This is a genomic window from Streptomyces roseirectus (assembly GCF_014489635.1).
GTDB classification, from domain to species: domain Bacteria; phylum Actinomycetota; class Actinomycetes; order Streptomycetales; family Streptomycetaceae; genus Streptomyces; species Streptomyces roseirectus.
Genome location: NZ_CP060828.1, coordinates 7,755,370 through 7,778,734 on the forward strand (window position 1 = coordinate 7,755,370; position 23,365 = coordinate 7,778,734).

Below are 23,365 nucleotides of genomic sequence, written 5' to 3' on the forward strand. Positions count from 1 at the left end.
CCTGGAGGTGCGTACGGGAGGTGGGGTCAGAACTTGATGCCGCCGAGCAGGCTCGCCAGGCTCTCGCCGCCCGCCTTGATGCTCGGGGCGATCGCCGTGCTCGCCATGTAGAAGCCGAAGAGCGCGGCCACCAGCGCGTGGGACGCCTTGAGGCCGTCCTTCTTGAAGAAGAGGAAGACGATGATGCCGAGCAGGACCACACCTGAGATGGACAGGATCATTTGAGTTCTCCTGGCTAGGGGGGACAGTCACCATGAGTACTTCCAGGCTCACAGGATGTATCTATACGATAAAAGGTGTAAAAGGGTGAATTGCCGCGAATTTCGCCCGTTCGGGGTAACCCGGCTTGCGCCGTCCGAAGGGGAGGATTGCCTCGAACGGGGCTGTTCGTGATCTTTGCCGCAGCAGGCTCCACCCATGTGCGCGACGAGCCAGTACCCTGTCGATTCACCCGTACGGCACACAGCGACGGCATCCGAGAGGCGGTCCGAACCGATGGCTGAAGCCCCCGACCCCGAGGTCGTGGAGCTGGCGACCAAGATCTTCGATCTGGCCCGGCAGGGGCGGACCGAGGCGCTGGTGGCGTACGTGGACGCCGGCGTTCCGGCCGACCTCACCAACGACCGCGGCGACTCCCTCGTGATGCTCGCCGCCTACCACGGCCACGCCGACGCCGTCCGGGCGCTCCTCGACCGCGGCGCGCCCGCGGGCGACGTCAACGACCGGGGTCAGACCCCGCTCGCCGGGGCCGCCTTCAAGGGCGAGACGGAGGTCGTCCGGATCCTCCTGGCGGCCGGCGCCGACCCCGCCGAGGGCACCCCCTCGGCCGTCGACACGGCCCGGATGTTCGGCCGGACAGAGCTTCTGGAGCTGTTCGCCACACGGTGAACCGCGGGCTAGGATGCGGCGGCCACCAGGCGATAAACAGATTTTCACCAGGTAAATCGACCACAACGGGGGAGGCGGTACGAAGCCGCCGGAAATTTCGGTCGCGGCAGGCAGAACGGCCGGGTCATCATGACGACGTGATTCACGGACACGATGGCTGGGCAGGTGTTGCCGCACCGCGTGGGCCGTGACGCGGTCCGCATGGGCCACCGACGAGAGGCAGAGGAAGATGGTCTACAGCAAGCAAGAGACGGCGGGCGCCCCGACGTGTTGTCACGCGGCCAGGTAGTGCACGATCCCCGGTTGCGTCGACGCTTGATGTGAGGCTGTTTCCCATGTTCGATCCGGTCATAGCGCCCAGTGGAACCCTGCTCGGCCTCCTCCAGAGGGGCCGCGGCGACGGCACGCTGCACGCGCTCACCGCACCGCGAGCCGAAGCGCTCGCGGCCCTGAACCACTGTGTGCTGCGCGATCCCCGTCACGACTGGCAGGTGGAGAACCGCTCCCTCTACTACGCCCGGCTCTACCTCGACCTGAACGGCGAGCTGGACGAGATCGAGGCCCACCTCTTCGACGCCGAGGACGCCTTCGACACCGAGGAGTCCCGCACGGGCCTCGCCCTCGCCGTCCTCGGCCACCTCGCCTCCTACGGCAGGCGCGACGCCCTGTGGCTGCTGCGCCGGTACGCCACCTCGGGCACCAACTGGGCCTGGGCCCTGGACGAACTCGCCCTGCGCGACGACGACGCGGGCCTGCGCGCCCTCGCCGCCCCCGTGCTCGCCCGGTTCGCCACCGACGCCGAGGGCGAGGCCGAACTCGCCGCGACCGTCCGCGACGCCTTCGAACCACGGCCGTGGCGGCTGTGGGCCGAGGATCCGCGCGAGTACGTCTCCGCACGCGTGCGTGCCGCCCAGGAGACCGGCTGTTTCGACCGCTGGCAACGCCAGCTGAGCCCCACCGGACCCCGGCCCGGCTGGAGCGTCGCCGCCGTCTTCGAATGGGCCCAGCAGGGCGTCGAACGCGGCGCCGCGCTCCATGTGCCCGCCGCCCGCTGCCTCGCCGCCGTCGCGGCCCCCGAGGACCGGCCCGAGATCGTCCGCGCCGCCCAGGACGGCACCGAGGGCGCCCGCTGCACCGCCCTGCGCTATCTCGCCGACAGCCACGACCCCGGCGTCCTCGACCTGATCGAACAGGCCGTCGCCACCGGCACGACGCCCGTCGTCGAAGCCGCCGTCGACGCCTTCGAACGGATGCGGTCCGTCGCCGCCGTCGACCGCGCGCGCGGCTGGGTCCACCGGCCCGACGCGCTCGGCGCCGCCGCCGGACGCGTCCTCGCCTGCCGGGGCGCCACCCGCGACAGCGACCTCGTCCTCGGCGCCCTGCGCGAGGCCGTACGGGGCGAGGGCTGCGACGCGACGACCCTGTGGCCCCTCGTCGACGGCGCGGGCCGCCTCGGCATCGTCTGCGCGGCCCCCGTCCTGCGCCACATCTACCGCGAGACGGCCTCCTCCCATCTGCGCGGCCACTGCGCGCGGGCGCTCGCCGCCACCGACCCCTCCTTCGCCACCGGCTTCGCCGTCGAATGCCTCTGGGACTGCGAGGAGACCACCCGGGAGGTCGCCGCACGGCACGCCGAGACCGGCGACACGCGCGTGGTGGAACGACTGCGCCGGCTCGCCGCCGATCCCGCCGAGGAGGCGGAGGTCCAGACGGCCGTACGGAGCCGGATCGGACCGGACACGGCCGCCATGTGACCGCCACCGCCGCGTGATCGTTTCTGACCGGAACGGCTCCCCGCCGTGACCGGAACGGGCTCCCTGCCGTGACCGGGTCGGGGCTCCGTCGTGAACGGAACGGGCTCCCTCACGCCCGCCGGGTGAACGCCCGACGACCCCCGGGTCAGACGGACATGGACACCGTCTGACCTGCTCGGGCGTGCGATACAACGCTCACGCGACGTTTGTCGTTCGGAAAGATCCACTTTGACGCGTTCACGTCCGGCGCGGAGACAACACCCGTATGCGTGTCGTCATCGTGACCGAATCCTTTCCCCCCGACGTGAACGGCGTGGCCCACTGCGCGCTTCAGACCGCCCGGCACCTCGTAGATCGCGGTCACGCCCCCGTCGTCGTCGCCCCGGCCCCCGCGCCGGGACACCGGCCGGACGCCTCGGCGCCCTGCCCTGTCGTCCATGTCCCCTCGCTTCCGCTCCCCGGCTACCCCCAGGTCCGCGTCGCTCTCCCCAGCCGACGCCTCGCCGCGACGATCGTCGAGCACGAGCCCGACGTCGTCCACCTGGCCAGCCCCTTCGTCCTCGGCGTGCGCGGCATGGCCGCCGCCGCCAAGTTCGGCGTCCCCGCCGTCGCCGTCTACCAGACCGACCTCGCCGGATACGCCCGCACCTACATGGGCGCTGGAGAGGCCGCCGCCTGGCGCCGCATCCGCTCCGTCCACTCCGCCGCCGACCTCACCCTCGCGCCCTCCAGTGCCTCCCTGCACGACCTCGCCGCCCACGGAGTGCCCCGCGTGAAGCTCTGGCCGCGCGGCGTCGATACGGTACGGTTCCGTCCCGACCTCCGGGACGACGCGATACGCCGCGAGATCGCGCCCGACGGCGAGACGATCGTCGGCTACGTCGGCCGACTCGCCCCCGAGAAGCAGATCGAACTCCTCTCCGGCGTCTGCGCGCTGCCCGGCGTCAAGGTCGCCGTCGTGGGCGACGGGCCCAGCCGGCCCGCGCTCGCCGAACAACTCCCCGGCGCTGTCTTCCTGGGCCGCCGCACCGGCGGCGAACTCGCCCGGATCTTCGCCTCCCTGGACGTCTTCGCGCACACCGGCCCCTTCGAGACGTTCTGCCAGACCGTCCAGGAGGCCATGGCCAGCGGCGTCCCGGTCGTCGCGCCCGCCGCCGGCGGCCCGCTCGACCTGGTCGTCGACGGGCGCACCGGCCTCCTGTTCCCCGCGGGCGACCGTGACGCCGTCCGCGACGCCGTCGCCGCCCTCGTCGCCGACCCCGCCCGCCGCGCGTCCTACGGCGCCGCCGCGCGCGCGATGGTCGAGGGGCGCACCTGGGCCGCTGTCGGCGACCAGCTCATCGGGCACTACGCGGACGTCCTGGCCGCACGGCGCCGGCAGGCGGTGGCGGCATGAGCGGCATGAACGGGACGCCGAAGGCGCCCGCGGGTGAGGGCGGACGCAGGGCCATGGCGACGCGGTTCGCCGCGAAGGAACCCCGGACCGTCCGCAACGGCGAGGGGCTGCGGATCGTACGGCTCGCGAACTTCGTCGCCCCCTCCTCGGGCGGCCTGCGCACCGCCCTGCGCGAGCTGGGCAAGGGGTTCCGCGAGGCCGGCCACGAACCCGTGCTGATCGTCCCCGGGCCCCGGTACACCGACCAGGACACCGAACAGGGCCGCCTCATCACCCTGCCCGGACCCCTCGTCCCCGGCACCGGCGGGTACCGCGTCCTCACCGACAAACAGCGCGTCGCCCGCCTCCTGGAAGAACTCGGCCCCGACCGCCTGGAGGTCTCCGACCGGACGACCCTCCGGTGGACCGGACGATGGGCCCGCCGCGCGCGCGTGCCCGCCGTGATGGTCTCCCACGAGACCGCCGACGGCGTCCTGCGCACCTGGGGCCTGCCCGAAGGCGCCGCCCGGCGCGCCGCCGACGCCCTCAACGTCCGCACGGCACACACCTACGCGCGCGTCGTGTGCACCACCGAGTTCGCCGAGCGGGAGTTCGTCCGCATCGGCGCCCGCAACGTCGTCCGCGCCCCGCTCGGCGTCGACCTCGCGCAACGCCACCCCTCCCTCCGCGACGCCGGGCTGCGCGAGCGGTACGCGCGCCCGGACGAGGTGCTGATCGTCACCTGCACCCGGCTCTCCGTGGAGAAACGTCCCGGCACCGCCCTCGACGCCCTGGCCGCACTCCGTGCACGCGGCGTACCGGCCCGGCTCGTCGTCGCCGGAGACGGCCCGCTGCGCGCCCGGCTCGAACAGCGGGCCCAGGGGCTGCCGGTGACCTTCCTCGGCCACGTCGGCGACCGGCACCTCCTCGGGGCGCTCCAGGCGTCCGCCGACGTCTGCCTCGCCCCCGGGCCCGCCGAGACCTTCGGGCTCGCCGCACTGGAGGCCATGGCCTGCGGGACGCCGGTCGTCGTCAGCGCCTCGTCGGCGCTGCCCGAGGTGATCGGGGGTGCGGGGGCTGTCGCCGCCGATCGGGGGGAGGCGTTCGCGAACGCCGTCGAGTCGCTGCTCGCCCGGCCGGAGGGGGAGCGGCGGGGGGAGGCGCGGGAGCGGGCGGAGTGCTTCGGGTGGGAGGGGGCGGTGGATGCGTTTCTGGCGGCGCACGATGCGACGGTGCCGGTGCGTTCTGGCGTTGGTGTGAGCGGCGGGACGGTACCGGTTCGTTCTGGTGGTGACGGTGCGACGGGGCTGTGCTGTTCCGGCGGTGGGGAGGCGACGGTACCGGATCGTTCTGACGCTTGCGGTGTGACGCTACCGGTCCGTTCCGACGTGTGCGATGGAACGCTATCGTCCCGTTCTGACGCTCGCGATGCGACGCTACCGACCCGTTCCGACCCCCAGGACACGACGGCACCGTCCCGTCCCGGCGTCTCCCGGAGCCTCGCGTGACCCCCGTCCGTTTCGTCGCCCTCGGGGACTCGCTGACCGAAGGGATCGGCGACCCCGTGGGCGACGGGTGGCGCGGCTGGGCGGCGCTCCTGGCGGGCGGGCTGAGCGGTGAGCCGGTGACGTTCACCAACCTCGCGGTCAGCGGGGCGCAGACCCGGGACGTGGTGGAGCGCCAGCTCCCGACGGCCCTGGCGCTGCGGCCGGACGTCGTCTCGGTCGTCGTCGGCGTCAACGACACCCTGCGCTGCACGTTCGACATCCACGCCGTCGCCGCCCGCCTGGACACGGTGTACGGCGCGTTCGCGGGCCGGGGCGTGACCCTGCTGACCGCGTGCCTGCCGGACCCGGGGACGATGCTCGGCCTGCCGGGAGCGCTCGCGCGCCCGCTGGCCCGGCGGCAACGGGCCGTCAACACGGTCGTGCACGCCCTCTCCGAGCGCCACGGCGCGGTGCACCTGCACGCCGCCGAGGGCGCCTGGACCAGCGACAGGGCGATGTGGAGCGCGGACCGGCTGCACCCGGGCGAACGCGGCCACCGGCAGCTCGCGGCACGGTTCCACGCGCTGCTCGCGGAGACCGGGCGGGCGACCGGGCCCGCACCCTCGCCGGAACCCGAGTTCCCGGCGCCCACCCGCTCGGCGAGCCTGTGGTGGCTGGCCACCCAGGGCAGCGCCTGGGTGGCCCGGCGCTGCACCGACCTGCTGCCTCAGCTGCTGACCCTGGCCGCCGACGAACTGCGGCACCGCGCGCGGGGGACCAGCGCACGGCTGGACCTCAGGACGGCGGCGGCGGTCTCGGCGGCGTTGGGGGCGGTGTCGGTGGGGGAGCGGGGGGTGGACGCGGCCTGAGCGGGGGCGAGGGGCGCGCGGGCGGGACGGAGGCTCGGTGCCGCCCAGGGCCGGCCAAGGGCGCTCACGAAGCGGCCCCGCCACGCCTGCCACGCCTGCTCACGTTGCCGAGGGTCCGGGGCGCTGCACACGCCCACGACTCGCGCGCGCTCGCCCAAGCGCTTGCGTTCGCCCATAGCTCACGCGCGCCCGCCCTTGAGAGACGAGGGCGAAGCGGCCCTCAGGGCCCACGACCCTCACTCGCCCGCCGAGCGCTCCTTCCCCGGCCCGGCACCCCTGACCCGACACCCCTCGCGCACGCCCGCCTGGGCTGGGTGCCCCCTCACCGCCGCCGTACCCCCACGAACCTCACCGGCGTTCCCGGTACGGCCTGCGCCGCCGCCGCGAGGTCGCCCGCGCGGACGACCGCGATGACCGGATACCCTCCGGTCGTCGGATGATCGGCGAGGAACACGACGGGATGCCCGTCGGGCGGTACTTGGACGGCGCCCAGCACCATCCCCTCGCTGGCGAGTTCCCCGGCGCGCGCCCGCTCCAGGACCGGCCCCTCGGTGCGCAGCCCGATGCGGTTGCTGGCCGGGGAGACGCGGTACGCGCGTGTGGTGAACGTGCGCAGCGCCTCCGGGGTGAACCAGTCGGCACGGGGCCCCGGGGTCACGCGCAGGATCAGCTCGGTGGGAGGTGCCGGCAGGGGAACGGCGTCCACGCGCGCGGAGGGCGTCGACGGGCACCCCAGCGGAAGGACCGCGCCGTCCGCCAGGGGAGCCGGCCCCAGACCCGACAGGAGGTCCGTCGACCGGCTGCCGAGGACCGGCTCGGCCAGGAACCCGCCCGAGACGGCGACGTAGGAGCGGACGCCGGCCGTCGCCGCGCCGACCTCCAGGAGAGCGCCCGCCGGAACGTGGACCGGGGCGCCCCAGGGCGCCGGCCGGCCGTCCACGGTCACCGCGCACGGCGCGCCCGCGACGGCCGCGGTGACCGTGCAGCGGGTCCGCAGGGCGCAGCCGTCGAGCGTGGTCTCCAGGACGGCCGCCGAGGCCGGGTTGCCGACGAGCCGGTTGACCAGCGCCGCCGTCCCGGGGTCCAGGGCGCCGGAATGCGGCACGCCCAGGTGCGCGTGACCAGGGCGGCCCTGGTCCTGGAGGGTCGTGAGGGCGCCGGCGCGGACGACGGCGAGGGCGCGGTCGGTCACGTGCGGACCCCCGGAGAGGCCGGGACGAACCGTACGCGTGTGCCCGGCGACAGCAGCGCGGCGGGCTCGCGCGTGTGGTCCCACAGCACGGCGTCCGTCGTGCCGATCAACTGCCAGCCGCCCGGCGAGGAGCGCGGGTACACGCCCGTGTACAGGCCCGCGAGGGCGACCGAGCCCGCCGGGACGGCGGTCCGGGGAGTCCCCCTGCGCGGCACGTCGTAGCGCGCGGGCAGGCCGGTGAGGTAGCCGAAGCCGGGGGCGAAGCCGCAGAAGGCGACGCGGAACTCAGTGCCCGCGTGGATGCGGGCGACCTCCTCTTCGGCGACCCCCCAGTGCGCGGCGACCTCGGCGAGGTCCGGGCCGTCGTAGCGCACCGGGATCTCCACGGCCGTCTCCGTCCGCGCGGCGACCGGCGGGATCTCGGCGGACGCCAGCTCGGCGGCGAGCCTCACGGGGTCCGTGAGGCCGTCCAGGAGGACCGTACGGGCCGCGGGGACGAGTTCACGGACCGTGAGCAGTCCGGCCGACCGGCGGCGGCTCAGCTCGGCGTGCAGCGCCTCCGCCTCGGCACCGGAGGACACCTCGACGAGGAGCGCGTCGTCGCCGACGGGGAGAATCCGCAGGTTCGCGCTCATGCGCCCACTTCCTGCCCGTGCCGAGCCCGCCCGGCACCCGGAGTCCGGGACCGGGGCTGGAACCGGGACCGCGCGGCACCGGACGACGGCCACACGCGGTGACCTCGCCCCTGATCCCCGCGCGCCCCCCGTACCTCGACCGTAACCCCCCTCACGCGAACGCCCCCACCCGCACCCCGGCCTCCTCCAGCCGCCGCCGCACCCGGCGCGCGAGGTCCACCGCGCCCGGAGTGTCACCGTGCAGGCAGAGGGAACGCGCGCGGACGGCGACGGAGGCGCCCGTGCGCGAAACGACGTGGCCGGACGAGGCCAGGGCGAGGGAGCGTTCGACGACCGCCTCCGGGTCGTGGACGACCGCGCCCTCCTCCCCGCGCGGGACGAGCGTGCCCTGATCGGTGTACGCGCGGTCCGCGAACGCCTCCGGGACACCGGTCAGGCCCGCCTGCCCGGCCAGCTCCAGGAAGCGGGAGTCCGGCAGGCCGAGCACCGGGAGAGCGGGGCCGACCAGCAGGACGCCGTCGACGACCGCGCGGGCCTGCTCCTCGTCGTGGACGATCCGGTTGTAGAGCGCGCCGTGCGGCTTGACGTACGCCACGCGCGCGCCCGCCGCACGCGCGAAGACCTCCAGGGCGCCGATCTGGTAGGCGACCTCGGCGGCGAGTTCCGCGGGCGGCACGTCCATCGCGCGCCGCCCGAATCCGGCGAGGTCCCGGTAGGAGACCTGCGCCCCGATCGTCACGCCCTTCTCGGCCGCCATCGCGCACACGCGCCGCATGGTGACCGGATCCCCGGCGTGGAAGCCGCAGGCCACGTTGGCGCTGGTGACGACGGACAGGAGCTGTTCGTCGTCGGTGAGCCGCCAGCGGCCGAAGCCCTCGCCGAGGTCGGCGTTCAGATCGATCATGCTGTCTCCTGTCGGAAGGCCGGGGCGCCCACGCGGTACTGCTCGTCGCGGGCGTCGGTGAGGAACATGTGCCCCGGCGCGTGCGTGAGGGCGAACGGCGGGCGCGAGGCCATGACCGCCGCCTGCGGGGTGACGCCGCAGGCCCAGAACACCGGGATGTCGTCCGGCCCGGCGTCCACCGGGTCGCCGAAGTCGGGCCGTGAGAGGTCGGCGATGCCGAGCCCTGCCGGATCGCCCAGGTGCACGGGGTCGCCGTGCACCGCGGGGAGCAGCGCGGTCTCCCGCACGGCTGTCTCCAGGTGCCGGGCGGGCACCGGGCGCATGGACACCACCAGCGGGCCCGACAGGCGCCCGGCGGGCCGGCAGAGGCGGTCGGTGACGTACATCGGGACGTTGCGGCCCTGTTCGACGTGGCGCATCGGCACGCCCGCGCGCGTCAGCGCCGACTCGAACGTGAAGCTGCACCCGATGAGGAACGCCACGAGGTCGTCGCGCCAGTACGCGCGCGCGTCCGTCGGCTCGTCCACCAGCTCGCCGTCCCGCCACACCCGATAGCGTGGCAGATCGGTCCGCAGGTCGGCGCCCTCGGCCAGCGGCGTCGTCCAGGAGCCCGCGTCCGTCACGTCGAGCACCGGGCAGGGCTTCGGGTTGCGCTGGCAGAACAGCAGCACGTCGTACGCCCAGTCGGCGGGGACGGCGATCAGGTTGGCCTGGGTGCGGCCGGGCGCGAGGCCGGCCGTGGGCCCCGAAAGGCCCTCCCGGAAGCGGGCGCGGGCGGTTTCCGGGCTCCACGCGTGAGCGCGCGGATCGACGGCGATGACGGGACGGTCGTGCGCGACGGCCCTCGGGCCGGGCGGGGTCGTTTGCACGTCAGTGACCTCCCTTTGGTCTCCGGCAGGCCCAGGAGGGCCAGCGCCGCGATGCCGTAGCCGATCGCGCCGAACACCAGGGCGCCGCCGACGCCCCAGCTGTCGGCCAGGAACCCGACGGTGGTCGGGAAGACGGCGCCGACCGCGCGGCCGGTGTTGTAGGTGAAGCCCTGGCCGGTGCCGCGCACGTGCGTGGGGTACAGCTCGGCCAGGTAGGAGCCGAAGCCGCTGAAGATCGCCGACATGCAGAACCCGAGCGGGAAACCGAGCACCAGCAGGAGCGTGTTCGCGCCGTGCGGGATGTTCGCGTACGCCAGGATGCACACCGCCGACAGCAGGGCGAACAGCCAGATGTTGCGGCGCCGGCCCAGCCGGTCGGTGAGGTGCCCGCCGGTCAGGTAGCCCAGGAAGGCGCCCGAGATCAGGAACGTCAGATAGCCGCCCGTACCGACCACCGACAGCCCCCGGTCGCCCTTGAGGTAGGTCGGCACCCAGGTGGCCAGCGTGTAGTAGCCGCCCTGGACGCCCGTCGAGAGCAGCCCGGCGAACAGGGTCGTGCGCAGCAGCGGGCCGGTGAAGATCTCCTTGAACGAGCCCTTGCGGACACTGCGCTCGCGCACGGCGGTCGCCTTCGGGGCGTCCTGGACGCGGCGGCGCATCCACAGCACCAGGAGGGCCGGCAGGGCGCCCGTCCAGAACATCACACGCCACGCCAGGTCGTGGTCGACGAGCGAGAAGACCAGCGTGTAGACCAGCGCGGCCAGCCCCCAGCCGACCGCCCAGGACGACTGGACCGCGCCCAGGGTGCGCCCGCGATGGCGGTCGCTCGCGTACTCGGCGACCAGGATCGCGCCGACCGCCCACTCACCGCCGAAACCGAGCCCCTGGAGCGCGCGGAAGACCAGCAACGTCTCGTAGGTGGGCGCGAAGCCGCAGGCGACGGTGAAGACGGCGTACGTGACCACCGTGATGATCAGCGCGCGCACCCGGCCGATCCGGTCGGCCAGGACGCCGGCGACCGCGCCGCCGACCGCCGAGACGACCAGGGTGACGGTCGTGAACAGGCCGGTCTGGCCGCTGTCCAGGCCGAAGTACGCGGCCAGGGCGACCATGCTCAGCGGCAGCGTGAAGTAGTCGTACGAATCGAGGGCGTAGCCGCCGAAGGCGCCCGCGAAGGCACGCCGGCCGCGCGGTCCGAGGGCGCGCAGCCAGCCCAGAGGGCCGTCGTCGGCGCGGGTCGTGGGGGAGGAGTGGGTGTCGGTCGTGCTCATGGGCACCTCGCAGAGCAGACGGAGAGTGCGTGGGAATGAGCCGTGCGGGACCTGGCCAGGATGTGCAGCAAGGTAGAGGATCGTTGAACGATCCTTCAATACCCATGTTGTTTCGTTGAGATGCCTGCGGTTGAATTCCGGGCATGACGGAGCGGGCGGGGCACCTGACGGGACTGGCGGACGATCGCGCTCTCCTGGGGCGCACCAGCACGGCCGAGCGGGTCGCGGACATCCTCAGGAGCCGCATCGCCGAGGGCTACTTCCCGCCCGGCACCCGGCTCTCCGAGGACAGCATCGGCGGAGCCCTCGGCGTCTCCCGCAACACCCTGCGCGAGGCGTTCCGGCTGCTCACCCATGAGCGGCTGCTCGTCCACGAACTCAACCGGGGCGTCTTCGTGCGCGTCCTGACCGTCGAGGACGTCGAGGACATCTATCGCACGCGCGCGCTGGTCGAGTGCGCCGTCGTCCGCGGTCTCGGTGAACCCCCGTACGCGCTCGACGGGCTCGCGGAAGCGGTCGAGGAAGGGCGCTCGGCGCTGCGCGAAGGTGACTGGAAATCGCTGGGCACCGCCAACATCCACTTCCACCGCGCCCTCGTCGCCCTCGCCGGCAGCGCCCGCACCGACGAACTGATGCGCAGCGTCTTCGCCGAACTCCGCCTCGCCTTCCACCTCGTGGACGACCCGCGCCGGCTGCACGAGCCGTATCTCGCGCGCAACCACCAGATCCACCAGGCCCTGCGGGAGGGGCGGCGCGAGGAGGCGGAGCGGCTGCTCGCGGTCTACCTCCGCGATTCACGCGAACGAGTGACGGAGGCGTACGGACACCGCGTGTCTGACATGCCCTAGTACGCCCCCTGAGGTCCTGGTCCACCCCGGCGTTTGGGTCGTTGTCAGACCGAGGACCTAGGCTGTGCACCGTGACTTCGCCTGCATCGACGGACCGCGTTCCGCCCCAGCTCAGCGCGGCGCCGCGCCCCGCACCGGGGCCCGCCGCCGACGAGGGGCTGGCGCGTCGGCTGCGCGCGCTCGCCTGCACGGCCCCGCTGCACGACCTCGACGCCCGCAAGGCCAACCTCGCGGGCGAGTACTCGGTCTACGGCATGGCGGAGGTCGCCCTCGCGGCGATCGATCTGGTCACCCTGAACATGGACTTCGACACCGGCGCCGACCACGAGCAGATCGTCGCCCGCCTCCTGCCCCGCATCGCCGCCCAGGCCCCCCAGCGGCCCGCCGCCGAGCACGAGCGCGTGGCCCGCTGGGTCCTGGAGAACCTGATCAACGTCGGCAGCGTCGACCGCGGCTTCCGCGCGGTGTACGGCACCTTCGCGGCCGACGGCAGCTACGTGCGCCGCGACTACGACTTCAAGCTCGTCGAGGAGGTCCCCGGGTACGACGGCGCCGTCTACCTGCGCACGACCGACGAGGCCGTCAACGTCCTCGTCGGCGCCCTCGACACCGACGTCACCAGCGCCCAGATCGCCGCCGAGGTCAAGCTGGAGGTCCTGATCCGGCGCGGCCGGCTCGCCGACGCCCAGCTCGCCGCCGAACAGGCCCGCTACCGGACCGTCCAGTACTCCGAGACCCTGCGCCGCGCCCTGGAGGCCACCCGGCGCAACGTGCGCGCGGTGGACTGGCTCAACGCCGTGCCCGACATGATCGCCGAAGCGCTCGACCACGTCGCCGACCGCTACCGGCACGAGAACGCGATCCTCACCAACATCCGCAAGGCGCGCGACGAGATCGAGGACGCCGAGAACAAGCGCCGGGCCGCCGAACTCGTCGACATCGTCAAGGACTGCATCCGCCGCCACACCCAGCTGCAGTCCCGCCTCCTGGAGGCCGGCCCCCTGTTCCGCGCGGAACAGGACCGCCAGGCGTTCTCGACGCCCATGACGTCCTCCGGGATAGACCTCTACGGCCACCTCGTCGCGCCCGTGCTGCCGCTGCCGCTGGAAGAGGCGACCCGGGTCACCGGGGCGTTCTTCGCCAAGGGCGCGGGCATGCGCACGCCCGTCTCCGTGCGCGTCGCCGACCTCGTCGAGATCCTGCTCACGCCCCCCGTCGAGCGCGAACACCTCGGCGCGGAGATGCCCGAGCCGGACCTGATCGCCACGCCGGACGACAGCCGCTTCAGCGAGGAACAGCTGGCCGCCGCCAAGGAACTGCTGGACCTCCCCGCGGACGCGCCCCGCAGGCTGTCCGGCCTGCTCGCCGAGGCCCGCCGCGCCGACCCCGAACTGCCCTACCTGGTCGCCCTGCTGGCCGTGCACGCCGCCAGCCCCGCCGTAGGCACCGCCTACCGGCAGGGCGAGGAGAAACTGCTGTTCGCCGTCGACGACGGGACCGAACTGGACGACCCCGAGTTCGGCGGCGCCGACCTGATCGTGGGGACCGCTTTGTTGGACGCCGTCGCAATGGCCGCTGACCGGACCGAGGCGGCTTGATGTTTCTGGAGTACTTGTGGTGAGTGAGCACGTCGAACGGAGCGAGCCGGAGACCCCCGCACCGCCGACCCCCGCCGCCCTGACCCCGGCGGACGCCGCCGACGCCGCCCGGCTCGTCGCCTTCGGCCTCCAGCCGAAACTGCAGCCCGCGCGGGACCAGGAGTACACCGAACTGCTGCGCCGCTACCGGGAGGACCCGGCGTTCGCGCGCCTCGCGGACGCCGTCGCCACCGGCCTCGGCCTCGTCGTCCTGGAGGTGTCCCCGCGCGCGGGGATGGCCGTCACCGCCGGGGAGGACTCCGTGTTCGCCGTCCGGATGGGCGACTACGCGCGCCGGACGTCCGCCGACGGCAGCGACCGCTTCCTGCACGGCCTCGCGCACCTCGCCGTCGCCGCCATGGCCTTCCCCCGCCCGGAAGACCTCGCCGACGACGGCTACATCGGCCGGGTCAGCGTCCACGGCGTCGACGCGTTCGTACGCCAGGCGTGCCGGCGCCTGGAGGAACGGGCCGCCGAGACGGGCGAGAACACCGACCCGGCGTCCGACGCACCCGGCCTGGAGGCCGCCTGGCGGGTCTGGACGCGGCGCAGCGCGACCGGCGCGACCAAGGACGCCCGGCGGCTCGCCGGGTCCACCACCGGCATCGTCGGCAAGGCCGTCGCCTTCCTCACCGACTCCGGGTTCCTCCAGCGCACGGGCGACGACAACGGCGGCACCTACCGCACGACCGCCCGCTACCAGCTCCAGGTGCGGGACATGGCCGGCAGCGCCGCCCTGGCCGAACTGCTGGAACTCGGCGTGGTGCCGGTGACCGACGGGACACCGACGCTGATGCCCGCCGAGGAGACCGAGGACCTGGAACTCGTCGCCGACGCCGGGCTGCCGTTCCACGCGTGAACCGTTTCCACCCCTGACAACGATCCACAGACAAACCCTCCAGACGATCCACCGCCGAAGATTCAACGACGAGAGCCGCCATGTACGAGCTGTCCCGGGTCCGCCTCTACTCCATCGGTCCTGCCGGTGCGCGCTACGCCGACACCGTGCTCGACCTGCGAGGAGTGGGCGACGTGGTGCCCGACCCCGCGCCCACGCAGGCGGAGTTCTTCCAGGACGAGCCCGTCGGCCCTCCGCGCCGCCCCGCGCCCGCCGGGGTGCTCTTCCTGGAGAACGGCGGCGGTAAGTCCGTCCTCCTCAAGCTGATCTTCTCGGTGATGCTCCCCGGCCACCGCAACACCCTCGGCGGCGCCTCCTCCGGCGTGCTGCGCAAGTTCCTCCTCGCCGACGACTGCGGCCACGTCGCCCTGGAGTGGCAGCACGTCCTGACCGGCGAGTGCGTCGTCGTCGGCAAGGTCAGCGAGTGGCGCGGCCGGCAGGTCTCCAACGACCCCCGCAAGTTCGCCGAGGCGTGGTACTCCTTCCGGCCCGGCCCCGGCCTCTCCCTGGACAGCCTCCCCGTCGCCGAGTCCACCGCCGTGCGCGCGCCCGTGGAGGGCGCCTCCGGCGCGCAGGGACGCCGGCGCACCATGAAGGGCTTCCGGGACGCCATCACCGACGCCGACAAGGCGTACCCGCACCTGGAGGTGCACTGGGAGGAGATCCACGACCGGTGGGTCGAGCACCTGACCGAACTCGGCCTCGACCCCGAACTCTTCCGCTACCAGCGCGAGATGAACGCCGACGAGGGCGAGGCCGCCGGCCTCTTCGCCGTCAAGAAGGACGCCGACTTCACCGACCTGCTGCTGCGCGCCGTCACCGACACCCGGGACACCGACGGACTCGCCGACCTGATCAGCGGATTCGGCAACAAGCTCGGCCGACGCGCCGAACTGATCGCCGAACGCGACTTCACCGCGGGCTCCGTGGACCTCCTGGGCCGCATCGTCGAAGCCGCCGACGCCCGCGCGCGTGCACGCGACATCCACACCGCCGCGGAACGCCGCACCCGCACGCTGGTACGCCGGCTGTCCGCACGCGGCGTCCAGGAGCGCACGCGCGCCGCCGACCTCGCCCAGCGGGTGACGGCCGCCGCCTACGCCGTCACGCACTCCGAGGGCGCCCGCGAGCGCAGCGCGCTCATCGCCGCCGAACTCGCCTTCCAACACGCCTCCCTGGCCCTCGCCGCCGCCGAGAAGACCGCCGCCGCACAGAAACGCGAACTGGCCGACGCGCGCACCCTGCACGCCGCCTGGCAGGCCGCCGAGGCCGCCCTGCGCCACCGCGCGGCCTCCGACCGCGTCGCGCGCGTGTCCGCCGCGATCCAGGAGGCCGAACGGGACGCCGCCCCCGCGCTCGCCGCGCGCGCCAAGGCCGCCGTGGACCTCGTCCGCGCCCTGCACGCCGCCGCCGAGAGCGCCGAGACCCTGGCCAACGAGGGCGAGGAGCGCTCCGCCGCGCTCCAGGAGATCAGCGAGAGCGCCTACCGGGACAACACCACCGCCGCGACCGAGGCCCAGCGCGCCCGCAGCGAGGCCCAGCACCTGCGCCAGCGCCTCACCGAGGTCGAGCAGGAGATCACCGAGGCCGTCCGCGCCGGCTGGCTCGACGACAGCTCCCCCGACGCCGACCCCGCACGCGCCGCCCTCGCCGCCAGCGACGCCGAGAAGACCGCCGTCGCCGCCTGGGACACCGCCCGTGAGGCCGCCCGCCGGGCCACCGAGACGGCGCGTGAGGCCGCCGCCGCCGAGTCCCGCGCCGAACTGACCGCCGCCCGCGCGGCCGACGCCGCGACCGCCGCCGCCCGCTCCTATGAGGCCGAACAGCGCATCGCCGAGGCCCTTGCCGCCGAGGAACGCCTCACCGAACTCCTCAGCAGCGACCCCCTGACGGCCACCGACCTCGACCGGTACGCCGACGAACTGCGCGGCCTCCTCGACGACGCCGTCTCCTCCGCCGAACGCCAGCTCTTCGACCTGCGCACGGCCGCGGCCGACGACTCCCGCATCCTCGGCGCCCTCGGCGACGGCGGCCTCCTGCCGCCCAGCCCCGACGTCCTGGCCACCGTCGAGTTCCTGGGCGAACACGGCATCCCCGCGCTGCCCGGCTGGCGCTACCTCGCCCAGTCCGTCGACCCCGCCGACCACGCGCGCGTGCTCGGCGCCCGCCCCGAACTCGTCGACGGCGTCATCATCACCGACCCCGACTCCCACGTACGCGCGCGCGAAGCGCTCTCCGAGGCCGCCCTGCTGCCCCGCTCCACCGTGGCCGTCGGCACCGCCGCCGCCCTGCTGGCACCGACCCCCTCCGGCCAGGACGACAGCGTCTTCCTCGTCCCGCCGAACCCCGCCATGCACGACGAGCACGCCGCCGACGAGGAACGGCAGGCCCTGCGCGCGCGGGCGACCGCACGCGACGAGGAGATCCGCTCGCTGGCCGCCCGGCTCGGCAAGGACCGGGAACTCGCCGCCCGCCTCGCCTCCTGGCGCACCGGCTGCCCCGCCGGACGGCTCGTCGAGATGGCCCAGGCCGCCGAGGAGGCCCGCGCCTTCGCCGAGGAGGCCGAGGCCGAACTCACCGAGGCACGCACCACCCGCGCGGAGACTGAAGAAGCCGCCGCCGAGGCCGCCCTGGTGCGCGACGAGAAGCAGGAGGCAGCCCAGAAGGCCCGCCGCGCCGCCGACGCCCTCGCCGGACTCGCCTTCCGCCTGCGCGAGCGCGCTGGCTGGCAGGTCAGCCTCCGCGAACTCGCCGACGAAGCGGCCGAGTCCGAGGCCCGCGCCCAGGCGTGCTTGGAACGCGCCCGCGCCGCCGACGAGGACCGCCGCGCCGCCCAGCGCGCCGCAGACGACGCCCGCCGCACCGCCCGCGCCCTGCGCGCCGAACGCTCCGAGATCGCGGGCGCCCCCGACGACGTCCCCGTCGACGGCACCCAGGCCCCCGAGGCGTCCCTGCCGGCCCTCAGGGAGGCGTACCGGGCCGCCTCGCAGGTCTACGAGAAGGTCGGCGTCGGCGCCGACCTCAGGGCCGAGCAGGCGCGTGCGGAGAGCGACGAGAGCGCCGCCCGCGCGGAACTCGACCGGCTCAGCAACAAGGTCCGCACGCGCGCGGAACAGCTCCTCCAGTCGCCCGACGGCTCCGACGGACCGTCCCGGCAGGCCGCCGCCGCCCGCGCGGAGGAGCTGGTGCAGCTCCTGGAGACCCGCATGTCCACCGCCAGCGAACAGCTCGGCCGGCTGCGCGGCGAACACGAACGCCTCGCCCCCGAGGACGGCGAGTCCCACACCGAGCTGTCCGACGAACTCCTCCCGCGCGACGCCGAGCACGCGCAGGCGCTCCTGCGCACCGCCACCGCCGAACTCGCCTCCCGCACCGAGGCGCTGGCGCAGGCCCGCGAGGCCCACGCCGAACTCCTTGACGCCCACCGCTCCGCCGAGGACGGCGCGAGCGGCTTCGACGAGGTCGCCGCGATGCTCCGCGACCTGCTGCGCGAACACGCCTCCGACGACGACCAGGACAGCCCCGAGCCCTACCCCGGGTCCCTGGAGGACGCCCGCAGGTCCGCCGCCGAGACCCGGCGCGCGCTGCGCGGCTGCGCCGGCGACCTGTCCGCCGCCGACGCGGCCGTACGCGAAGCCGGCGACGTCCTCGTCCGGCACGCCAACTCCACGCGCTACGAGCAGGTACGCACGCCCGCGCGCCAGCAGATCCGGGAGCTGCCCGCCGCCTCGCTGCCCGAGCACGCGCAGAAGTGGGCCGACGCGTTCGCGCCCCGGCTGCGGGTGCTGACCGACGAACTGGCCCAGCTGGAGCGCAACCGCGACTCGATCGTGGACCGGCTGCGCGGGCTCGTGGAGTCGGCGCTGGCGACCCTCAGGTCCGCCCAGCGGCTCTCCCGGCTGCCCGAGGGGCTGGGCGAGTGGTCCGGGCAGGAATTCCTGCGGATCCGGTTCGAGGAGCCCGACCAGGCGACGCTCACCGAACGCCTCGGCGAGGTCGTGGACGAAGCGACGCGCGCCGCCGTCAAGAAGAACTCCGACCTCAGGCGGGACGGCATGTCGCTGCTCCTGCGGGGCGTCGCCGCCGCCCTCCAGCCCAAGGGCGTCGCCGTCGAGATCCTGAAGCCCGACGCCGTCCTGCGGGCCGAGCGCGTGCCTGTCGGGCAGATGGGCGACGTCTTCTCCGGCGGGCAGCTCCTGACGGCCGCCATCGCGCTGTACTGCACCATGGCCGCGCTGCGCTCCAACGACCGGGGCCGTGACAAGCACCGGCACGCCGGGACGCTGTTCCTCGACAACCCGATCGGACGGGCCAACGCGACGTACCTGCTGGAACTCCAGCGGGCCGTCTCGGACGCGCTCGGCGTCCAGCTCCTCTACACGACGGGCCTGTTCGACACGACCGCCCTCGCAGAGTTCCCCCTGGTGATCCGCCTGCGCAACGACGCCGACCTGCGCGCCGGGCTGAAGTACATCACCGTCGAGGAACACCTCAGGCCGGGCCTGCCCCGCGAGATCCCCGCCGGCGAGGCCGTACACACGGAGATCACGGCGACACGGATGTTCAAGAGGCCGGTACCCAGCGCGTCGTAGGGGCGCCGGACGGGCTTTCCACGCGCGGGCGGTTCAGGCGGCGCCGGCCGGGCCTTCTGAAGCACTGGAGGCGCGGCAGGCGCCGGCAAGGGCCCGGCTCCCGTCCGGGAGGGCGCGCCGCCGAGAGGACGAACGCGCCGGGGGCGTCACCGGGCCCTCACTTCAGCCCTCCCGCCCCCCGAACGCCCGCGAGCCCCACCCGCCCCGTACGGGTACCGGTGTCCGGATCGAGTCGTCCCCGGACACCCCGCCCGCTCACCTCAGGAGTGCGAGAGCTGCCCCGCCCCGCCCTGACGGCGTATTCGTTCCTGGGCGCGTTCCGCCGCGCGCGCCTGACGGCGGGCCTGGCGGCGTTCGCGGCGCAGGGCGCGCGCCGTGCTGTTGGGGGCCGAGACGACGCCGTAGCGCTGGCTCCAGACCTGCCGGGTCACCCAGACGTCGAGGGCGGCCCAGGTCGCGACCACCGTGCTCGCCACACTGCCGATCACCATCGGGAAGGCCAGCCAGGACTCGGCCATGGTGCAGAAGAACGCCACCATCGCCTGGAGCAGCGTCACGGCGATGATCAGGAACGCCCGCACCGCCGCCGTCCGCACCGGGTCAGGCATCCGGCGCCGCCGTGCCGGCTCTTCCACCCACAACGGGCGCGCTCTAGGCTGCCGTTGCCCGGTCTGACCGCTCTGCGCCGTGCCCATCACGTGTCAACTCCCCACCGCCGGCCGACCCCCTTGCCCGGTCCGAAGACCCGGCTCCCCAGTGGTTGCCCGGCTTGCGCTCATTTACGCCGCCGAGGTGCGGCATGCGGCCCATGTGGCCGGTTCCGCTCCCAATTCCCGATGAGTAGGACGAACGAGACGCCCGGAAGATTCCCAAGCGCCGACAAATTCTCGCCAACCCCGGCAGGAAACAGTTTGGCCACGGTCGCGCCGCCTCCGCCCGATTCCTGGCGGCAATCTCCCGCAATGCCCGGACAACTCCCCATGCTCCGGCCGCGGAGCGGAAGTTCGGGTTCCGGACTGGTCTTCGAGTTAGCTGTGGGTCGGTAGTAGGCTCGCGGCGTTTGTTGACGCACATCCGTACCCCGCCTGGACGGGGTCCGAGCAGGGGGAGGCCATGCGCTTTCGCGGGAGGTCGATCCGCCGGAAGATCGTGGCGCTTCTCCTCGTGCCGCTGGTGTCGCTGACCGCGGTATGGGGTTTCGCCACGATACTCACCGGCCGCGAGGCGAGCCGCCTCTACACCGTCTCCTCGCTGATGGAGAAGGTCGGTTACCCCCTGGAGGACACCGTCCGGGTCATCCAGCAGGAACGCCGCCAGACGCTCGTCTACCTCGCCGACCCCGACGCCGAGAACGCGCTCGCGGCCCTGCGCCGTACGCGTTCCGCGACGGACGAGGCGTTCACCGAGATCCGGGACAACACCAAGGACCCGGACCTGCGCGACAGCCTCGACCGGGACGACGTCGAGGGCCTGACGACCGTCCTGGACGCCTTCGACGGCATCGGCTCGCTGCGCCGCGGCGTGGAGGACGGCACCGTCAAGCGCGGCCAGGCCCTCGACCAGTACAACCGCCTGATCGACCCCTGCTACACGCTGCTGGCCAAACTGGACGTCGTCGACAGCGTCGAGATGGACAAGCAGTACCGGGCCCTCGTCGCGGTCGCACGCGCGCGTGAACTGCTCTCCCGCGAGGACGCCCTGCTGGGCTCAGCCCTCGTCGCCGGCCGGATCGGCCACGAGGAGAGCCGGATCGTCTCAGACCTCCAGGCCCAGCGCGAGGTCATCTACGAGATCAGCCTGCCCCAGCTGCCCGACGCCGAGCGGGAGCGCTACGAGAGCTTCTGGACCGGCCCCGGCACCGCGCCCCTGCGCATGGCCGAACACGCCGCCGTCAACGCGATGGAGAACGACGGCGCCGCCAAGGGCGTCACCGCGCGCAGCTGGGACACCGCCGCAGGCAGCGTGCTGGAACAGCTCGGCACGCTCGACGAACAGGCCAACGACCGCTACCAGGACCGCGTCCGCCCGGTCGCCGTCGAGGTCATCGTCAAGGCCGTCGTCGCCGGCGTCTTCGGCCTGATCGCGCTGCTCCTGTCGCTCTTCCTGTCCGTCCGCATCGGCCGCGCCCTCATCCGGGACCTGCGCCAGCTGCGCCTGGAGGCCCACGAGGCGTCCGCCGTGCGGCTGCCCAGCGTCATGCGGCGCCTCTCGGTGGGCGAACAGGTCGACGTGGAGACCGAGGTCCCGCGCCTGGAGTACGACAAGAACGAGATCGGCGAGGTCGGCCAGGCCCTCAACACCCTCCAGCGGGCCGCCGTCGAGGCCGCCGTCAAGCAGGCCGAACTGCGCTCCGGCGTCTCCGAGGTGTTCGTCAACCTCGCGCGCCGCAGCCAGGTCCTGCTGCACAAGCAGCTCACCCTGCTCGACACGATGGAACGCCGGACCGAGGACACCGAGGAACTGGCCGACCTGTTCCGCCTCGACCACCTCACCACGCGCATGCGCAGGCACGCCGAGGGCCTGGTCATCCTCTCCGGCGCCGCGCCGTCCAGGCAGTGGCGCAAGCCCATCCAGCTCATGGACATCGTGCGCGCGGCCGTCGCCGAGGTCGAGGACTACGAGCGCATCGAGGTGCGCCGCCTGCCCCGGATCGCCGTCACCGGCCCCGCCGTCGCCGACCTCACCCACCTCGTCGCCGAGCTCCTGGAGAACGCCACGGTGTTCTCCCCGCCGCACACCGCCGTCCAGGTGCTCGGTGAGCGCGTCGCCAACGGCTTCACCCTGGAGATCCACGACCGGGGCCTCGGCATGGCGCCCGAGGCGCTGCTGGACGCCAACCTGAGGCTCGCCGAGACCCCCGAGTTCGAACTGTCCGACACCGACCGGCTCGGCCTGTTCGTGGTCAGCCGGCTCGCCCAGCGCCAGAACGTCCGCGTCTCCCTCCAGCCGTCGCCCTACGGGGGCACGACAGCCGTCGTGTTCATCCCGGAGACCCTGCTCACGGACGACGTCCCGGACACCAACGGCATCGGCTTCCGCCTCGACCGCCCGCGCACGCCGAAGGACAAGAAGGAACTCCCGGTCCAGCTCCCGGGCATGCCCGCGCCCGTCCTGGACGGCCCCGTCGAACTGGAGGCCCCGGTCGGCCTGGACGCCCGCGGCTTCCCCCTCGACGACGACGCCCTCTTCCGCCGCCGGCGCGCCGGGATCGAGCCCGTGACGGAACTGCCGTCGCGCCGCACGCCCAAGCTCGTCAGCTCGCACGGCCGCCCCGTCGGCGACGACCCCCGCGCGCGTGAGGACGACGACGGCTACCCGGCGTCCCACACGTCGCCCTGGGACCGGGACGACGACTCCCTCGCCCCGCTGCCCTCGCGCCGCAGGGGCGCCTCCAGCCACCTGCCCCGCCCCGAGGAGCCCCCGCGGGCCGTACCGCAGCCGCTGCGCCCCGAGGGCGTCACCGCGCTGCCCGGCGCGGGCCCGCTCCCGCGCCGCGTCCGCCAGGCCAACCTGGCCCCGCAGCTCCGCGAGGGGCCCGAGCGCCGCACCGAGGACCGGACCGACCTCACGGACCGCGACGCCGACCAGGTACGCAACCGCATGGCCTCGCTCCAGCGCGGCTGGCAGCGCGGGCGCGAGGAGAACGCCGAGGGCGACGACGCCCACGGCACAGCACCACGAGGAACGAAGGGGGACGGTCGATGACCGCACCGAAGACGACCGGCCACACGACGAGCGAGCAGCGCGAGCTGAACTGGCTCCTCGACGAGCTCGTCGGCCGCGTCGCCAGCATCCGCAAGGCCGTCGTGCTCTCCGGCGACGGCCTGCCCACCGGGGTCTCCCAGGACCTCACGCGCGAGGACAGCGAGCACCTGGCCGCCGTCGCCTCGGGCTTCCACAGCCTCGCCAAGGGTGTCGGCCGGCACTTCGACGCGGGCAGCGTCCGCCAGACCCTCGTCGAGCTGGACGACGCCTTCCTGTTCGTCACCGCCGCGGGCGACGGCAGCTGCCTCGCCGTCCTCGCCGACGCCGACTCCGACGTCGGCCAGGTCGCCTACGAGATGACCCTGCTGGTCAAGCGGGTCGGCGTGCACCTGGGGACCGCGCCACGCACCGACCTGCCGTCCGGCGGGCCAGTGGGATGAC

16 protein-coding genes and 2 pseudogenes are annotated in these 23,365 nt (G+C 73.9%); 11 read left to right on the forward strand and 7 right to left on the reverse strand.

All coding sequences use genetic code 11. The features are described from left to right. Nucleotides 1-26 precede the first annotated feature (26 nt). Nucleotides 27-221 carry a hypothetical protein gene (locus IAG44_RS33465; RefSeq protein WP_010357990.1) on the reverse strand — a complete coding sequence of 65 codons (195 nt, stop codon included), beginning with the start codon at nt 219-221 and terminating at the stop codon, nt 27-29. A 274-nt stretch (nt 222-495) separates the two neighbouring features. Between IAG44_RS33465 and IAG44_RS33470 the strand changes: the two genes are divergently transcribed. From IAG44_RS33470 to IAG44_RS33490, 5 genes and pseudogenes are all read left to right on the forward strand, one after another. After that, nucleotides 496-888 (forward strand): ankyrin repeat domain-containing protein, encoded by a 393-nt coding sequence (locus IAG44_RS33470; protein WP_187750822.1) that lies wholly within the window; start codon nt 496-498, stop codon nt 886-888. 335 nt (nt 889-1,223) lie between these two features. Further along, nucleotides 1,224-2,642: a HEAT repeat domain-containing protein gene (locus IAG44_RS33475; RefSeq protein ID WP_187750823.1), complete on the forward strand. Its 1,419-nt coding sequence runs from the start codon at nt 1,224-1,226 to the stop codon at nt 2,640-2,642. A gap of 265 nt (nt 2,643-2,907) precedes the next feature. Then, a complete protein-coding gene (locus IAG44_RS33480) occupies nt 2,908-4,038 on the forward strand; it encodes a glycosyltransferase family 4 protein (protein WP_187750824.1) in 1,131 nt (376 codons plus the stop codon). A 53-nt stretch (nt 4,039-4,091) separates the two neighbouring features. Next, nucleotides 4,092-5,267 (forward strand): annotated as a pseudogene (locus IAG44_RS33485) (glycosyltransferase); the annotation flags it as partial. Between the two features lie 254 nt (nt 5,268-5,521). Next, entirely contained in the window at nt 5,522-6,373 is an 852-nt protein-coding gene (locus IAG44_RS33490; RefSeq protein ID WP_187750825.1) for an SGNH/GDSL hydrolase family protein, read from the forward strand. Between the two features lie 322 nt (nt 6,374-6,695). On the opposite strand, the gene IAG44_RS33495 is transcribed toward IAG44_RS33490, so the two are convergent. The 5 genes from IAG44_RS33495 to IAG44_RS33515 form a co-directional block, all read right to left on the reverse strand. Continuing rightward, nucleotides 6,696-7,565: a 5-oxoprolinase subunit C family protein gene (locus IAG44_RS33495; RefSeq protein ID WP_187750826.1), complete on the reverse strand. Its 870-nt coding sequence runs from the start codon at nt 7,563-7,565 to the stop codon at nt 6,696-6,698. Beyond that, nucleotides 7,562-8,200, reverse strand: coding sequence for a 5-oxoprolinase subunit PxpB (pxpB, locus tag IAG44_RS33500; RefSeq protein WP_246562224.1), 639 nt, complete (start codon nt 8,198-8,200; stop codon nt 7,562-7,564). The genes IAG44_RS33495 and pxpB overlap by 4 nt, the downstream gene beginning before the upstream one ends. Before the next feature lie 151 nt (nt 8,201-8,351). After that, nucleotides 8,352-9,104 carry a LamB/YcsF family protein gene (locus tag IAG44_RS33505; protein WP_187750827.1) on the reverse strand — a complete coding sequence of 251 codons (753 nt, stop codon included), beginning with the start codon at nt 9,102-9,104 and terminating at the stop codon, nt 8,352-8,354. Next, entirely contained in the window at nt 9,101-9,922 is an 822-nt protein-coding gene (locus IAG44_RS33510) for a putative hydro-lyase (protein WP_246564715.1), read from the reverse strand. Before IAG44_RS33510 ends, IAG44_RS33505 begins: the two co-directional genes overlap by 4 nt. Continuing rightward, nucleotides 9,805-11,244, reverse strand: coding sequence for an MFS transporter (locus tag IAG44_RS33515; protein WP_246562225.1), 1,440 nt, complete (start codon nt 11,242-11,244; stop codon nt 9,805-9,807). Before IAG44_RS33515 ends, IAG44_RS33510 begins: the two co-directional genes overlap by 118 nt. Nucleotides 11,245-11,387: 143 nt before the next feature. Between IAG44_RS33515 and IAG44_RS33520 the strand changes: the two genes are divergently transcribed. The 4 genes from IAG44_RS33520 to IAG44_RS33535 all read left to right on the forward strand — a co-directional run bounded on the left by IAG44_RS33520 (nt 11,388) and on the right by IAG44_RS33535 (nt 19,219). Next, complete coding sequence (locus tag IAG44_RS33520) at nt 11,388-12,092, forward strand: GntR family transcriptional regulator (protein WP_187750829.1); 705 nt, start codon at nt 11,388-11,390, stop codon at nt 12,090-12,092. 71 nt (nt 12,093-12,163) lie between these two features. Further along, nucleotides 12,164-13,690, forward strand: coding sequence for a hypothetical protein (locus IAG44_RS33525; RefSeq protein ID WP_187750830.1), 1,527 nt, complete (start codon nt 12,164-12,166; stop codon nt 13,688-13,690). Between the two features lie 19 nt (nt 13,691-13,709). Then, on the forward strand, nt 13,710-14,588 hold the full coding sequence (locus IAG44_RS33530) for a hypothetical protein (protein WP_187750831.1): 879 nt from the start codon (nt 13,710-13,712) through the stop codon (nt 14,586-14,588). Nucleotides 14,589-14,668: 80 nt separating this feature from the next. Further along, nucleotides 14,669-19,219 (forward strand): coiled-coil domain-containing protein, encoded by a 4,551-nt coding sequence (locus tag IAG44_RS33535; RefSeq protein WP_187750832.1) that lies wholly within the window; start codon nt 14,669-14,671, stop codon nt 19,217-19,219. A 260-nt stretch (nt 19,220-19,479) separates the two neighbouring features. On the opposite strand, the pseudogene IAG44_RS33540 reads toward IAG44_RS33535, so the two are convergent. Further along, a pseudogene (locus IAG44_RS33540) lies at nt 19,480-19,878 on the reverse strand (hypothetical protein); the annotation flags it as partial. Between the two features lie 454 nt (nt 19,879-20,332). Here IAG44_RS33540 and IAG44_RS33545 point away from each other — a divergent pair. Both IAG44_RS33545 and IAG44_RS33550 read left to right on the forward strand, forming a co-directional pair. After that, a complete protein-coding gene (locus IAG44_RS33545; protein ID WP_187750833.1) occupies nt 20,333-22,924 on the forward strand; it encodes a nitrate- and nitrite sensing domain-containing protein in 2,592 nt (863 codons plus the stop codon). Further along, nucleotides 22,921-23,364: a roadblock/LC7 domain-containing protein gene (locus IAG44_RS33550; protein ID WP_187750834.1), complete on the forward strand. Its 444-nt coding sequence runs from the start codon at nt 22,921-22,923 to the stop codon at nt 23,362-23,364. Before IAG44_RS33545 ends, IAG44_RS33550 begins: the two co-directional genes overlap by 4 nt. Nucleotide 23,365 lies beyond the last annotated feature (1 nt).